13 protein-coding genes and 1 pseudogene are annotated in these 14,975 nt (G+C 33.6%); 7 read left to right on the top strand and 7 right to left on the bottom strand.

All coding sequences use genetic code 11. The annotated features are described in order from the left end of the window. Positions 1–77: 77 nt before the first annotated feature. Positions 78–953, bottom strand: coding sequence for an IS3 family transposase (locus tag NKR74_RS13210; protein ID WP_253631152.1), 876 nt, complete (start codon positions 951–953; stop codon positions 78–80). Then, positions 950–1,273: a transposase gene (locus NKR74_RS13205; RefSeq protein WP_230577079.1), complete on the bottom strand. Its 324-nt coding sequence runs from the start codon at positions 1,271–1,273 to the stop codon at positions 950–952. Before NKR74_RS13205 ends, NKR74_RS13210 begins: the two co-directional genes overlap by 4 nt. Positions 1,274–1,615: 342 nt before the next feature. On the opposite strand from NKR74_RS13205, the gene NKR74_RS13200 reads away from it, so the two are divergent. Continuing rightward, positions 1,616–4,771, top strand: coding sequence for a PA14 domain-containing protein (locus NKR74_RS13200; protein WP_253629856.1), 3,156 nt, complete (start codon positions 1,616–1,618; stop codon positions 4,769–4,771). A gap of 769 nt (positions 4,772–5,540) precedes the next feature. Here NKR74_RS13200 and NKR74_RS13195 read toward each other — a convergent pair. Next, on the bottom strand, positions 5,541–6,248 hold the full coding sequence (locus tag NKR74_RS13195) for an IS6 family transposase (protein ID WP_253629855.1): 708 nt from the start codon (positions 6,246–6,248) through the stop codon (positions 5,541–5,543). Positions 6,249–6,306: 58 nt separating this feature from the next. Between NKR74_RS13195 and NKR74_RS13190 the strand changes: the two genes are divergently transcribed. The 3 genes and pseudogenes from NKR74_RS13190 (at position 6,307) to NKR74_RS13180 (ending at position 8,672) form a co-directional block, all read left to right on the top strand. Continuing rightward, positions 6,307–6,993: an HAD family hydrolase gene (locus NKR74_RS13190; RefSeq protein ID WP_253629854.1), complete on the top strand. Its 687-nt coding sequence runs from the start codon at positions 6,307–6,309 to the stop codon at positions 6,991–6,993. A 174-nt stretch (positions 6,994–7,167) separates the two neighbouring features. Next, positions 7,168–8,010 (top strand): annotated as a pseudogene (locus NKR74_RS13185) (tyrosine-type recombinase/integrase). Positions 8,011–8,201: 191 nt separating this feature from the next. Continuing rightward, the gene (locus NKR74_RS13180) at positions 8,202–8,672 is read left to right on the top strand and encodes a DinB family protein (RefSeq protein ID WP_253629853.1); all 471 of its coding nucleotides are present in this window, start codon (positions 8,202–8,204) and stop codon (positions 8,670–8,672) included. Positions 8,673–9,070: 398 nt separating this feature from the next. On the opposite strand, the gene brnQ is transcribed toward NKR74_RS13180, so the two are convergent. After that, positions 9,071–10,435, bottom strand: coding sequence for a branched-chain amino acid transport system II carrier protein (gene brnQ / locus NKR74_RS13175; RefSeq protein WP_309247637.1), 1,365 nt, complete (start codon positions 10,433–10,435; stop codon positions 9,071–9,073). A 472-nt stretch (positions 10,436–10,907) separates the two neighbouring features. Between brnQ and NKR74_RS13170 the strand changes: the two genes are divergently transcribed. Next, on the top strand, positions 10,908–11,732 hold the full coding sequence (locus NKR74_RS13170) for an MBL fold metallo-hydrolase (RefSeq protein WP_098311213.1): 825 nt from the start codon (positions 10,908–10,910) through the stop codon (positions 11,730–11,732). A gap of 166 nt (positions 11,733–11,898) precedes the next feature. Here the strand turns inward: NKR74_RS13170 and NKR74_RS13165 are convergent, their stop codons facing one another. The 3 genes from NKR74_RS13165 to NKR74_RS13155 form a co-directional block, all read right to left on the bottom strand. After that, positions 11,899–12,069, bottom strand: a complete 171-nt coding sequence (locus NKR74_RS13165) for a DUF1272 domain-containing protein (protein ID WP_253629852.1) — start codon at positions 12,067–12,069, stop codon at positions 11,899–11,901. Between the two features lie 44 nt (positions 12,070–12,113). Beyond that, positions 12,114–13,013 (bottom strand): DMT family transporter, encoded by a 900-nt coding sequence (locus tag NKR74_RS13160; protein WP_253629851.1) that lies wholly within the window; start codon positions 13,011–13,013, stop codon positions 12,114–12,116. Positions 13,014–13,171: 158 nt separating this feature from the next. After that, a complete protein-coding gene (locus NKR74_RS13155; RefSeq protein ID WP_253629850.1) occupies positions 13,172–13,612 on the bottom strand; it encodes an Lrp/AsnC family transcriptional regulator in 441 nt (146 codons plus the stop codon). Positions 13,613–13,719: 107 nt separating this feature from the next. Between NKR74_RS13155 and NKR74_RS13150 the strand changes: the two genes are divergently transcribed. Both NKR74_RS13150 and NKR74_RS13145 read left to right on the top strand, forming a co-directional pair. Next, positions 13,720–14,271: a cysteine hydrolase family protein gene (locus NKR74_RS13150; RefSeq protein WP_253629849.1), complete on the top strand. Its 552-nt coding sequence runs from the start codon at positions 13,720–13,722 to the stop codon at positions 14,269–14,271. 179 nt (positions 14,272–14,450) lie between these two features. Next, the gene (locus NKR74_RS13145; protein ID WP_098311208.1) at positions 14,451–14,858 is read left to right on the top strand and encodes a MerR family transcriptional regulator; all 408 of its coding nucleotides are present in this window, start codon (positions 14,451–14,453) and stop codon (positions 14,856–14,858) included. Positions 14,859–14,975: the final 117 nt, after the last annotated feature.

Here is a 14,975-nt window from a genome sequence, read left to right as displayed (position 1 = left end):
GTTGATGGATGAACTTCACTTGATTTTGGACAGACTTGTTGGACTTATCCCCGTCAAGTAGACAACTGTAAAAAAGACTATGCAGCCATCGAAATTCGATATTCGATCGGAGCTCGATGATTGAGTCGTTTTTGGAATCGTTTGTAGTTATAATGATAGATGTATGTTTCAATTGCTTGAATTAGTTCTCCCTTTGTTTGATAGTCATTAAGATAAAACATTTCAGATTTAAAATGAGAGAAGAATGATTCAATGCAAGCATTGTCATGGCAGTTTCCTTTGCGAGAATGGCTGCCGATGGCGCCTAGCTGTTGAAGCATACGATAATAAGCAGGAGATGTATATTGGAATCCTTGATCTGAGTGGATGATGGTTCCATACACATCTCTTTTTTGTGTTGCTAAATCTAATGTTTTTAGAACAAGTTGTAAATCATTGCGATGTGAGAGTTTCCAAGCAACGATTTCATTATTGTAAAGGTCTTGAACGACCGATAAATAGAGAAATTTATCTTTGAATGGCAAATAAGTGATATCTGTGACAAGTACCTCATTTTGTTTGCGGTTTTGGAATTGCCGTTCTACTACATTGGGGAAAATCTTTGAGGATTTCCCTTTGAAAAAGCGTCGCTTTTTACGGATGATCGATTGAATGTGAAGCTCTCGCATAAGTCTATATACTTTTTTGTGGTTCACGAAAAATCCGGCCTCTCGTAAGGCGATTGTCATGCGAGGATAACCGTATTCCTTGTGTTTTATGTGAATTGCTTGAATCTGTTCACGCAATGTATTATCCTTTGAAAGGCGTAATTGCCTTTGATTACATGTTGAACGCCACTTATAGTAGCTAGAGCGATTTAACTGCGCAATGACGACAAGCCAGGTTACTTTGTACCGAGAACGTAGTTCTTCAATAATCTCGTACTTAGCCGTTTGAGCAAGAACACCTCCTATAGATTTGGATACTGCTTTTTTAAGTAAGCCACTTGCGCCTTGTAGTATTCCAATTCTTCTTCTATACTATCGAACTTCGTACGAGAACGACCTTTCAAGAGGTTTTTTAAGCCGTTATTACCACCATTTTTCCCCCGCAAGTCTGAAATATCGCCTGTTTCTTGATATTTCCGGACCCAATTCATTAACTGTGTTCTACTTCTAAGCTTATATTTCTTCGCTATAGCTGATTGGCTACCCTCACCATTTAAATAACTTTTTACAACTTGTATCTTTAATTCATCTGAATAAGTTTGAAATTTATCCCCTTTTTTAACCATAATAAAATCCCCTCCAAGTAAAAGTGTAACATCCATGTGTATTCATGGTCTTTTTACACTGTCTACCTTAAGGGGATAATATCAACCAGTCTGTCCAAAATCAGAAAGAATTCATCCATCAATTGTTTGGAATTGCAGCATAACAGTGGATTCCTAACGGAATCTGTCGTCCTCTTTTCAAAACCCACTATATTTGCACCAAAACCTTATTTATTAAACTTTATTACAAAAAACTTTATCCAAATGTTTAAAAATAAATATTTTTCAGAATATATTTATTTTTCTATTTATATCGTGATATTATAGCTTTGGAAATACATTAACATTTATAGGAGGAACTGTATGTGTGATTCGAGGAAAAAAACTTTGTTTCAAGCAGCCCTAGGTATTGCAATTTTTAGCTTCTTTGCTTTACCTTCTATTGGGAGTGCAGAGAGTAACATTTATAAGCAGGAAGGTGGGGAAGTCCATTATAATTGGGGATATGAAGCTCCTGCTGGTGTGCAAAATGATAATTTTACGGCACAATTTAATCAATCAAGATCACTTAATGCCGGTGATTATTTTGTACATACGTTAGCGGATGATCGCGTTAAAGTTTCTTTTGACGGGAAACAGGTTATTAACCGTTGGTACGATGTTGGTGGGCAAATTGACCGTGCTATTGTAACAAATGTGCCGCAAGGCGATCATAAAATCCAAACTGACTTCTATGAAAATGGCGGTCAAGCAGCTGTCTTTTCTGATATTGTGCCATTTGATTCTTGGCTAGCTTATTATTATCCAAATACCAATTTAGATGGATATCCTGTTGATGCAAAAGTAATTGCACCACAAGGTACTGAAAAGAGCCTTATTGAAAATAGTGGTGATGGATCTCCAACTCCAAAAGTACCAGCTAATAACTTTTCAGCTCGATATACTACGGTAAAACGGTTACCAGCAGGTGAATATATCGTGCGAGGAAAAGCAGATGACGGTATGCGTGTATTAATTGATGGCAAACTTGTTATAGATGAATGGAATACTGGAAAATGGGATACAGAACATGCTAGAAAAATTACCATTCAGGATAATACAGCTAGTTGGGCATTTGGAACTACTAATGAAAAAGATACACATCTTGTAGAAGTACAATATCTAGAGTTAGGTGGAGGTAGCAATGTTAGCTTCAATATACAACCCTATGGTCAAGCTGTACAACATGATACATGGACAGCAGAATACTATAACAATACTAATTTAGCAGGTGACGCAGTTGTTGTAGCTGGTAAAAATTCTAAAGATAGAATAGATACAATAAATTTTGATTGGAAAGATGGTTCTCCACATCCAAATATAAAAAGTGACAATTTCTCAGCGCGTTTTACCAAAGTACAAGATTTTAAATCAGGTGATTATTACTGTGGTGGCATAGTAGATGATGGTATGCGTGTATATTTAGATGATAAACTCATTATTGATAATTGGGGGGGCGGATACGATAAAATATATGCGAAGAAAGTCCCAATTACTGAGGGGAAACATAAAGTCACCGTTGAATATTTAGAATTAACTGGTGGAGCCAACTTAAAATTCAATATTGAATCATATAGTCAAGCTATTCAACAAAGTACATGGACAGCAGAATACTTTAATAATCCAGAACTTAAAGGCGATCCAGTCCATATAGCAGGGAAAACTGCCAAAGATAAAATAGATAAACTCGAATTTGACTGGAAAGATGGTTCTCCGCATAAGAATGTACCTGTAGATAATTTTTCAATAAGATATACAAAAGTTGCCAATTTCGATGAGGGTGAATATTACTTTGATGGTATCACAGATGATGGTGTTCGTGTATATTTAGATGATAAACTTATTATTGATAACTGGGGAGCAGGAGATAACAAATTATATGCAAAAAACCACTCAGTTACCAGTGGAAAACATAAGATTACGGTAGAATATTTAGAAATAACTGGAGGAGCTAAATTTTCTTTTAATTACAACACAGAAAGAATATGTAAAAAGATTAATCCGAATGTCCAGCGTGCATCTATTTCTACGGCAGAACTAAAAAACAACGAAGAACAACTAAATGCTAATAGTGAAAATGTGAATGCAGTAAGTTCTGAAAATGCAATAAATTTATCTTGGAACAAAAGGAATGTTGTAGCAAAATATAAGTTACATAAACTAAATGACGATGACAAATGGGAAGAAATCTGGAATGGAACTGATACACATTATACTGTTGCTAATTTAGAGTCATCTAATGCATACACTCTTAAACTAATTTCTTATGATAATAACGATAACATTTTAAGTGAAAGTAAAATTAATGCATTCACATTAAATGGAAATAATGTGAAACAACAGTATTCACAAGGATTACAAAGTGCACCGAAGAGTAACGTAAATAGTGTCGCAACAGATGAAAGTAAATTGGTTTATCCAATGACAGATGCATATATTAATTCCGTTGAATCAGGTGGAATGACGAAATTGACTTGGGGCAATGTCCCAACTGATGATAATGTTTATGAAGTGTATCGAAATGGTCAGTATGTAACAACTACAAATAAAAATGAATTTATAGATACTCCAAAATCAGTTATACAAAGGGCAAGTATAGATTCTGAAACATCTACAGCAGACGATCCATATAGAACATATTATGATATTAAATCGGTTAAACAAATCCCTTCAAATAAAGTTGAAGAGAAAGTCAACACTTTAAAAGCATCTGGAGTTACTCCAACCAATCATCAGAAGGAAGAATTAGGTTGCGAAGAAAAGAAGCTTTCTACATATGTAGATAAGCCTGGATGGTCTGCACCAGCTAAGTCCAGTGTGAGTTCTGAATCAGTTAGTTCGTATGACCTAGGTTATACATTTAGATATCAAACATTCATTCCTGCTGCCTATCCAGACGCACCTTGGTATATACCTAATATAATTAGTGATTTTAAAACTTTTAAAGGTGATAATAGGAATTACTTCACTTATTTTTCAGATAAATATAGAACGCGATTAGACGTTACAGTGACTTGGAAGCATAGTATGAATGGATATCTAGGTACCTCAGCGGAATTTAAATCAATCAAAAAAACCGGACTCACAACAGGGTATAAAAAGGATGGGACAGCTGTAGATGGTAAAGCAAATGCAGAAAGAGATTTAAATATGTCGGTTGTATTAGCCACGTCTAAAAGAGCTGAATTTACTATGGAAACTGCATCTGCGAATCCATTAGTTCCAGGTGCTCCTACTATTGATGCATTCGCTTATGTAATTGTTAATAGAAATGGTAGCGGGGCAACAGCAGGCTTTCATGATAAAGCACCGAATCATGAGTTTTATAGAGCCCTTTATTCATCTGTTAAACCCGAAATTGACAATACGACCACTTTACATACGGCTCGAATAAGTTCTTTTTTTGGATTTACAGCTTTATTTCCAGGTGTATCAACTGTAGAATTTGTAACAGCGTATCCAAGACTAGTTGTTGATTGATAGAGGTTAGTCATATTATAAATATAAGTTGATTAAAAATGATTTTTTTATAGAAGAAAACTCAGTTACTATTAAGCAACTGAGTTTTTACTAATTAGATAGAATATTATTTTCGTGAATTAATAAAGAAATTGAGAGTATTAATTTATATCCTTTTGTATTACAGGAGAAATCATGCAAGTGATAGTATTGATATATATCGTAATTTTTTAAAAAAGAGGTGATTACTATTGAGAAAATTTTTAATGTCGTTTGTATATACTATATTAAGTCTATTAATTTCAATGAATATACTTCAACTATACTATAATAAGGAGATTTTTGGAGAAGAAAATTACTTTAATATTATTGTTAATATCTTTGTTAATGTAATACAAATAACAGTTGTTGTTGTATATATTGGAGTTCCTATAGTTTTACTGGGGTGTATTCTTGGAGAATTATTATTTAAGTATATTATTTTGCCTAATAAACTAAATTGTATCTTTTCTTTAATACTATATATCCTTCTAGGCACAGAAATCGTATTTGTATTTGAGATTATACTAGGAGGAGTTCCAACGGACATATTTACTATTGAGATGATGAAATATATGGTGCTGACTATTATTTGCTCTATTACATTTTTTGTGAGTAGAACCACATATGAACGAAAATGATAAATATGGTGATATTCTTTTTAAGAATATCATGTCTTTACTTCTTTTGGTTCTGGTGCAAAAATAATTCGCTAGAACCATAGAACAGCAATATCCTATTAACCTTGAGATTAAGCAGCTAACTTAAATAACTTATGAATGGCTTCAACCTCATTCTGGGCATAGTTCACCCTTTGGTGAAGTTGCCCTTTTTTTATCATATGCATAGCTTCGATGCCCCTCAAAATCAAGGTAGCTGTACGAAATGATTTCAATCCTAACATGGAACGAACTCTCTTCTTTATAAAACGGTGGTCCTGTTCCACGATATTGTTGAGATATTTACGTTGCCTTATCTGTATGCCTTCAGGCATACGTTTCTCTTCTTTTAATGTTTGAATCGCCACTGGATAAGCTGGATTCTTATCCACCGTAATGACGCGAGGTTGAGACACATGGGAAGAAGCCAAGGCTTTCTTGAAAAAGCGCTTAGCTGATTTCGCATCTCTAGTTTTGCTTAGGTAAAAATCAATCGTGTTCCCTTCAGAATCTACTGCACGATATAAATACATCCACTGTCCTTTTACTTTTATGTAAGTTTCGTCCACCCTCCAGGAGTCATTGGTTCTCCTTAAATATGGACGAATGCGTTTATCAAGTTCTGGTCCATATTGATGAACCCAGCGCATAATCGTAGTATGTGCTACGCATATTCCACGCTCTTCCATCATCTCTACGAGATCACGAAGACTCAGACTGTACCGGAGGTACCAGCGTACTACATGTAAGATAATTTCGGGTTCGTAATGTTTCCACTTAAATTCTGTTGGCTTTTTCATACGGATACACATCCTTTTTAGATTGATAACATCAGTATGTCCAAGCTTCCTAGATTTTTTGCACCAGAACCATTTAGATGATACCTTACTTGATAGGGATAAGGCAGTAGATAAATTGTTTTCAATTATTTTAGAGAAGTGTTATGGGGATGTTAAACAACATTCAGTAAAAAACGAAATGTTGCAGAAATTCAAGGAATATGATAAAAGAAGCTATGGCTACAGTGATAAAGTAAAAGTTTTGGAATCATTTTTTGATGAATTTCCACCAAAATATAGATTGCCACGCAATTACATTCAAGATTTTTGGAATAATAATTTTCCTCATTGTTTTTCTATAAACCAAAATACTATAAATATCATAAATACTATAAAGATGCATGTTAAAGTTGCAATTATAACAAATGGCTCAACTCAGAGACAAAAGGCTAAAATAATTAACACCAATTTAAATAGTTGCTTTGATATAATAATTATTTCTGAAGAAGTGGGATTTAGTAAGCCTGACAAACGTATATTTGAATTAGCATTGAATAAGCTTAATGTTCAACCGGAAGCAGCATTATTTGTTGGAGATGACATAGAAAAGGATATTGGTGGTTGTCAAAATGCAAATATAAAGGGCATATGGTTCAATCCTTATATGATCAAGAATGATACCGAAATAAAACCATATGCCGAGATCAATTCTTTTGATAGATTATTAAGTTATTTTATATATTCAGCATTTTCGTTATTCCGTTAACGGGCGCTATTCCTTTATAGAGAAAGCGTCTTTTTCTTGTATTTCAAGTGTTCTCATGGTTAAGTAATTTTTTTGTTTTCTACGATAGTTGAATAACTAGCGTATAAAAGAGACTCTCCTTGAATATAATAGAATCTAGATTAATTGATTTATAGAATGGGAGCGTGAAGAATAATGTTATTATCTGAGGCCTGGGAACAGTATCAATTAGATAAAAAAATTGAGGGATATTCACCTCTGACTTTAAAAACATATTGTTTTCAATATAATCTCTTATTACGTTATTTCGGTGACATTAACATGAGTGAATTTACTACAGAAAAAGTAAAAGGTTACTTAATTGAAGCAGGATAACACTTAAAGCCATCTAGCTTAGGACACCGAGTTCGTTGCATCAAATCACTTTTTAGATGGACACATGATGAAGGCTTTATTCTTAAAAACCCTGCTGCTAAATTAAAAGAACCGAAGTTAGGCAAAAGAATCCCCAAATTCCTTTCGGAACTAGAGATTGAACACCTTAGGGAAGCATGTCATAACTCAATGGAGAATGTATTATGTGAATTTTTGTATTCTATTGGCTGCCGTATTGGGGAAGTCGTAAAACTGAGTCGTGACGATATTAACTTCTCAACGAATTCTGTCATTGTACATGGGAAAGGTGATGAAGAAAGGAAAGTATACTTTAATACTCGTTGTATCATTTGGTTAAAAAGGTATCTAGATGAAAGAGATGATGGGGAGCCTTGTTTGTTTATTACGGAAAGAAGGCCAAAAAGACGTATGAGTATTGATAACCTAAGATTTATTATCAAACGTATATCGAATCGTGCCGGGATTAAAAAAAGTATTCATCCTCATCAATTATGTCATAGCTATGCTACACATATGATTAACAATGGTGCGCCACTTGAAGTAATACAAAGCTTACTTGGTCATGAGAAGAGTGAAACCACGAGAATATATGCTCAGCTGAGCGGAAAGTTGAGACGCGATTTTTATAGTAAATATTTTTGAAAGCTACTGAAATTAATCTTTAATCAAAATCGAGGCGTGCATATAAAAAGACGTATCTTTTTGAATTGGGCCAGTTTGTGGAATAAGATTAGCAGGGTAGTTAAAAAGCAGGAAGTTTACTTAAAAATATAGAATCTCGATAGAGTTATAAGGATTTTTTTGAAACTTTAACTATTTAGGGGGAGATTACTTTGAAACGAATTGACTTGCTTTTAAACGTACTAGATTCAACATTCGATAAAGAGAGTTGGTATGCACCGTTTAAACATGCTATAGAAGGACTTACAGCCGAACAGGCTATCTGGAAACCATCTGGAGAGGCGACTAATACCATTTGGGAGAACGTTAATCATCTCATTTATTACAAAGAGAGACTTGCTGCAAACTTGGAAGGCCGTGAATGGACACATAATCTCGACGGTGATGAAACCTTTTATCTTACCAATCAATCTAATGATGACAAGGAATGGAAGAAAGTCGTTGAACGTTCTGAAAATGCTCAACGTAATTTAAGACAGGTATTGAGTGCAATTTCCGAAAAAGAGCTTGAGCAAAATTCACTTGAGGAGAAATTACAGGACATCATGCTTCATGATGCTTATCATACAGGCCAAATTATTCAATTAAGGAAAATGCAGGGGGCATGGCCATCAAATCGTTGACTGAACGTTCTAGTTATTCCATTAAAGGGCGCTTTAATTGAGCAAGGATCACAAAAATTATCAAACTTTTTTATAAAAGGATGATTCAATTGAATATAGAAAAAGCGTGTTTTGATCAATCTTTTTTTCAAAACACGCTCTTTTCTATGATCGTTTATCAAAGTTATTAGTATTAATTTGATTAAACTTTATTTTAAAGCAACAACAAGTCGACAGCCAATACAAATGTTGTGGTAAATGAGGTCATTTGTGGTACAAAAAAGGATAGAACATACAGAATTATTCTGCCTGTCACTATCCTCTTCTTTTATTCTTATATAATGTGTAACATTATATGTCTATTCTTGTTAAAACAAAGATTAATTCAAATTTCTTGAATCTAAATAAACTTAAAAAGTTTAGGATGTTTTTTTACGTGCAAGATCATGAGAAGTATTTACATTAGAATTATCCTTCGTTCGTAATAAACTAATTCCATAGCCTAGTAAAGCTCCGATGAGTGCTGGAACGATCCATCCTAATCCAGCATCATATAAAGGTAAGTGAGAGAATAAAGAATTTATCGAATCAACTTTCAGATTTGCTGCATTCAGTCCATCAAAGATACTTACAATAAAAGTGAATAATAAACTTACTTGATATACTTCTGATCTCCCTTTAAACAATCGGTGTAGAAACGTTAATACAATTAGCATAATCGCTAAAGGATATATTGCTGTTAATACAGGTACAGATACGGTAATCAGCTGTGTTAAGCCGAGATTAGCAATGAGAGCACTGAAAGTAGCTAAAATAACAGCAAATGTTTTGTATGATATTTGTGGAAATACTTTATGGAAGTAAGATGAACATGCTGTAGTAAGTCCAACACTCGTCGTTAAACAAGCTATAGTGATCATCAATCCTAATAATAAATTTCCTAAAGAACCGAAGTAGTAATTTGCTACTTTTGATAAAACTTCCCCGCCGTTTTCTAAATGTCCTAATTTAGAAACACTAGAAGCACCCATGTATGCAAGTGAAGTGTAAACAGCAATTAATACGACAGCGGCAATGATGGCTGCTTTTATACATACACTTATAATCTCTTTTTTGTCACTTACACCTTTCTCTTTGATGGAATTAATAATGATAATACCAAATACGAAAGCTGCGAGAGTGTCCATTGTTAAATAGCCTTGCTGAAAGCCTTTGAAGAAAGAATTTGTAACAAATTCTTGTGTTGGTGCTTGAATGTCACCGATTGGCTTTATGACAGCGGTAACAACTAAAATACCGATAAATGTCAATTTAATTGGAGTTAAAAACTTCCCGACAACATCAACAATCTTTGTAGGATTTAAAGAGAGTACACAAGTAATCCCGAAAAACAGAATAGTGAAAATAATTAAAGGTAAATGACCACTATTTTCTCCTACAAATGGTTTTATACCTATTTCAAAAGATACGCTTCCTGCTCTAGGTAAAGCAAAAAGAGGACCAATTGCTAAATAAAGAATAAATGTGTATACACTCGCAAACAATGGGTGTACACGACTTGCCATTGCTTGTAAGTCGTCACTACCTGAAACACCAAGTGCTAATACACCAAGTAGTGGTACGCCAACTCCTGTAATTAAAAATCCTGCGGTTGCAATCCATACGTTACTTCCGGCTGTTTGTCCTAACATAGCAGGGAAAATTAAATTACCTGCTCCGAAGAAGAGAGCAAAAAGCATAAGCCCAATCACAAAAATATGTGAAGTTTGCACTTTTTTTGTCACAAAAAAACCTCCAAATTTAAATATTTTGAATTTTTTACACAAAGATACAATACAAAGTCATTTTTTGTCGAATCATTAACGATGATAACAAAAATAAATTATTATGCAAGACAAAAATGAATTTTTCGTAAATTTATTTTGTCCGTTATTTTTATTATATAGAAAATTTAATTAATTACAATTGTTAAGCGCTTTCTTTCGGTGGTGTATCATACGATATTTTATGGATGTTATTATTTTTATATAACAAACAAAATAATAAATTAAATATTCAATAAAATCAAGAGTTTATTATTCAGAAAATATAGAATAAAAGGTAAATTTTGTGATAGTATGGATAGAAATAAGTGTTTGGAGAGGTATTTTGTTACTCAAATGTCAAATTGTTAAATAGTGGGGGTTTAATTTTACATATTGTTCATGATATTTTGGATTAATTTGTATTCAATGAAATGAGAAAGGGAGAAATAGAATGAAGCATTATGTTTGTACAACGTGTGGTGTACAATATCCACTTTATAAAGAACCGCCTGTAAACTGTGTAATTTGTAATGAGGAACGTCAATATGTAAACCCTTTGGGGCAATCATGGACAACTTTAGAGAGCATACAGAAAAGTAAATCATTTAAGAATGAGATTGTAAAAGAAGTAGAAAATTTATATAGCATAACAACAAATCCAAAGTTTGCAATTGGTCAAAATGCTTATTTAGTTCAAGCTAATAAGTATAATGTGTTATGGGATTGCATTACGTATATTGATGAAGAGACTGTAGCAAGAATAAATGAGTTAGGGGGAATTCATGCGATTGCTTTATCGCATCCACATTATTATTCTACACAGGTAGAATGGGCGGAACGCTTTGATGTTCCTATATACATTCATGAAGATGATAAAGAATGGGTGATGCGCCCAAGTAATCGTATTATATTCTGGTCTGGAGAATCTTTAAAACTTTCCGAAGGTATTACATTGTATCGTTTAGGTGGGCATTTTAATGGTGGTGCTGTTTTACATTGGGAAACTGGAGATGAAGGAAGAGGAATTTTATTAACTGGAGATATCATTCAAGTTGTTGCTGATTCAAGATGGGTAAGTTTTATGTACAGTTATCCGAATCTCATTCCATTGCCAGCAGGTAAGGTAAAAGAGATGGCTGAAAGAGTAAAAAAATTAAAGTTTAATCGTTTACATAATGCATTTCACGGAATCGTGAAGGGAAAAGCAAATGAAGCTGTCCAAAAATCAGCGAAAAGGTATATTGACGCACTTGAAGGGAAATTAATACATAAATAAAAAGACTCTTAATCTATCTTCCAAATGATAAGCTTTTTAGAGAGTATGGATATAAATATTTAGCAGAAGTGATTATTGAACAGATAAAAGAAATCAAGTGTTAAAAAACAAAAGTAAAGCGCAAAATCTTATAGATTTTGCGCTTTTACTATGTGAAAAAGAATCTTTATCTTTTTGGTCTCCGTACTAATTCGCCTCCACAATTTGGACAGATATGATTAGTATTCTCTGTACAAGGTAGGCAAAAAGTACATTCATACACACAAATGTATGCTTCTGAATCTCCTTGCAGAGAAGTATTACAAGTTTGACAGTTTGTTTTCATTTCTAGTGCCATGGGATGCCTCCTTACATAGTAAAATAACTTTTATAATCATATCTCTAATTAGAAGATGTCTCTCTTTTATCGATTGTAACGATAAGAACACTCACTACAATGAGTAAAGCTCCAATGAAAAATGTAGTTTTTAGCTGTTCGTGCAGTAGTAACCATCCGAGAAACGCTCCAACAATAGGTTGGAAAAAGAAAAAGAGTGAGCCAATTCCCGCATCCATTAATTCCATACCTTTGTTCCAAAGAAAAAATGCACCAGCAGTTGAAATGATGCCAAGGTATAAAATCCCTAAAACTATAAATGTGTTAAGACTTTGTATGCTGTTAGATTGTAATTCCCATATCATGCAAGGTGTAATAAACAAAATCGCAAAAAATATCGCATACGTTGTAATGATTAAGGAAGAAAAACGTTGCGAGGCGATTTTGACGTAAATAGATAATAATGCCCACGTAATAGCAGCCCCGACTAAGATGATTGTTCCGGTGAAATACGTTCCAATTTTTATATCCCATCCGATGACAATGATAACACCTAAAGTTGCTAAGAGTACGGAAATGAATTTGCGAATGGTAATAGGCTCTTTTACTATTATTCTTGCAAAAATGATCATAAAGGCTGGTGTTGCGGATGTTACTAAAGAACCTGTATGTGCATCAGACAATTTTGTCCCAATAAACTGAAATGTAATGGAGACAAAATAACCGATAAAACCGATCCAGGCAAATAATAACCAATCTTTTTTCTCGATTGGAATTTTTGTTTTCTGTTTTTGCTGTGTTATTTGTAAAATCATAAATAAAATCGCAAAAGCAATAACGAAACGTAACCAAACAAGCGTGAGCGGGGGAACAAAGTCTAGTACATATTTACTGACAACATACATACCTCCCCAAATGCTTGCAGCAAGCGATAAACAAAATGCACCAAATAATGAATGTCTCATATCATATGACCTCCGTCTATTTTTAGGATTAGAGATAGTTATCCTTAAGACGAAGCATTTTAATCTAGAAGATTTATTATGCCCGTCTTAGAGACGGATTACTGGCTGATCATTTTCGGATAAGTTGTTATAATACATCGCTATTCTCCTTTCCATCCTTAGTAAGTTTCTTTTACTTGATGAATTGACAAATTTAAACGATAGTTGCCGAAGATTAAAATTTCATTTAATAAATTATGTAAGTTTTCTTGGGAGTCTATTTGTACTTTAAGTAAATAACATCCTTCACCACTTATTTTATGGGCTTCTACAATGGAATCTTTATTTGTGATGAAGGAAGTGAATTTTGCGTGTTGATTTGTCTTCATGAAAACAGTAATAAAAGCAGTATACTGCACACCTAATTTTAGATGATCTACTAAAATAGTATATGCTTTTATTAATCCCTCATCCTCCATTTTTCTAATACGGTTTCCAACGGCTTGACCTGTCATATGAATGCTTTTTCCAATATCCTTCCACTGCATTCGTGAATTTTTCTTTAGTAAATCAAGTATTTGTAAATCTGTTGAATCAATCATGGTTTCAAACCCTTTCATGGTGAAATCATATGACGTTAATGTCTTTCATGAGAATGTTATCGCGAATTCAATAAAGATTTATAATAAGATTATAACTTAATTTTCAAAATATTGGAGGGCTAATAATGAAGACAGGACTTGTATTAATTGATATTCAGAATGATTATTTTCCAGGTGGAAGATTTGAATTACATGAACCATTAAAAGCAGCAGGAAATGCAAAGAAAGTGTTAGATTTCTTTAGAAAAATGAATTTACCTGTATTTCATGTGCAACATATTTCAGTAAAAGAAGGGGCTACTTTTTTTCTTCCGAATACAGATGGTGTAAAAATTTATCCTCATGTAGCACCTCTTGAAAGTGAATATGTTGTACAAAAAAATTATCCAAACAGTTTTCGGGAAACAAATTTACTAGAGTTACTTCAGCAAGAAGGGATTGAACACTTGGTGATATGCGGAATGATGACGCATATGTGTATTGATACAACGGTTAGAGCTGCCAGTGATCTAGAGTTTGGATGTACAGTAATTGAAGATGCTTGTACGACAAGGAATCTTATATTTCACAATGAAACGATTCGGGCCAAACATGTGCATGCGGCATTTATGAGTGCTTTAGATAATATGTTTGCGAAAGTAATAGAAACAGAAGAGTTTTTATTGCGTAGAATGTAATAGGAAAAAGAAGCTACTCTACGGTATGTAGAGCAGTAGCTTCTTTTTTATTTTTGTTTGAGTGAAAATAATTCTTAATATTTTTATAAAGTGTTATTCTTAACCGTAACGTTTGACTGTACAGTTTATATATTGTATGATGTTTTTAACATATGTAGGGAGGGAAGGTCGTTGGGAAGGTGTACCGAATCGGACAGTTGGCTCACATGGCTCATGTTTCGAAACGAACGATTGATTATTATACGAATCTAGGTATTTTGAAAGCGGAGCGATCTCAATCTAATTATCGCTACTATGACGAAGCAGCAATTGAAACTTTACGTTTTATTGAGAGATGTAAAGAAATGCATATACCGCTTTCTGAAATTAAGGATAGGATCGAGGAGAAAAAAAAGCTGCTCGGTGTTAATGAAAACGTTTCGGAACAAGTAAATGATGTAACAGAGCGTATCCACCGTTTGGAGACGGAATTAATAGAATTAAAACCGTTATTAGATGGGTTAACAGATTCACAGCGCGAAAAACTAACGAAACATTTATCAACTCAAACGACAGCTTTAATACAATCTCTTATCTTACTTTTATAGTAGGTAGAGCTATCCACCCTTTTAATTTCTGTATAGCGCTTTATTTTCTAAATTTAGAGAGTAAACAAAGCAATTATTCATACAGGAGGTGGACACCTTAGTTTTTGAACTAAGGGG

The sequence above is a fragment of the Bacillus sp. 3103sda1 genome (assembly GCF_024159135.1).
In the GTDB taxonomy this organism is placed as follows: domain Bacteria; phylum Bacillota; class Bacilli; order Bacillales; family Bacillaceae_G; genus Bacillus_A; species Bacillus_A rhizoplanae.
The sequence above is the reverse complement of the archived record's forward strand: the minus strand, read 5'-3'. Positions and strand labels throughout refer to the sequence as shown.

Bases quoted from the DNA above. Each gene is read 5' to 3' on its own strand.
- NKR74_RS13205 (WP_230577079.1), bottom strand. From the start codon at position 1,273: ATGGTTAAAAAAGGGGATAAATTTCAAACTTATTCAGATGAATTAAAG.
- NKR74_RS13200 (WP_253629856.1), top strand. From the start codon at position 1,616: ATGTGTGATTCGAGGAAAAAAACTTTGTTTCAAGCAGCCCTAGGTATT.
- NKR74_RS13195 (WP_253629855.1), bottom strand. From the start codon at position 6,248: ATGAAAAAGCCAACAGAATTTAAGTGGAAACATTACGAACCCGAAATT.
- NKR74_RS13170 (WP_098311213.1), top strand. From the start codon at position 10,908: ATGAAGCATTATGTTTGTACAACGTGTGGTGTACAATATCCACTTTAT.
- NKR74_RS13165 (WP_253629852.1), bottom strand. From the start codon at position 12,069: ATGGCACTAGAAATGAAAACAAACTGTCAAACTTGTAATACTTCTCTG.
- NKR74_RS13160 (WP_253629851.1), bottom strand. From the start codon at position 13,013: ATGAGACATTCATTATTTGGTGCATTTTGTTTATCGCTTGCTGCAAGC.
- NKR74_RS13155 (WP_253629850.1), bottom strand. From the start codon at position 13,612: ATGAAAGGGTTTGAAACCATGATTGATTCAACAGATTTACAAATACTT.
- NKR74_RS13150 (WP_253629849.1), top strand. From the start codon at position 13,720: ATGAAGACAGGACTTGTATTAATTGATATTCAGAATGATTATTTTCCA.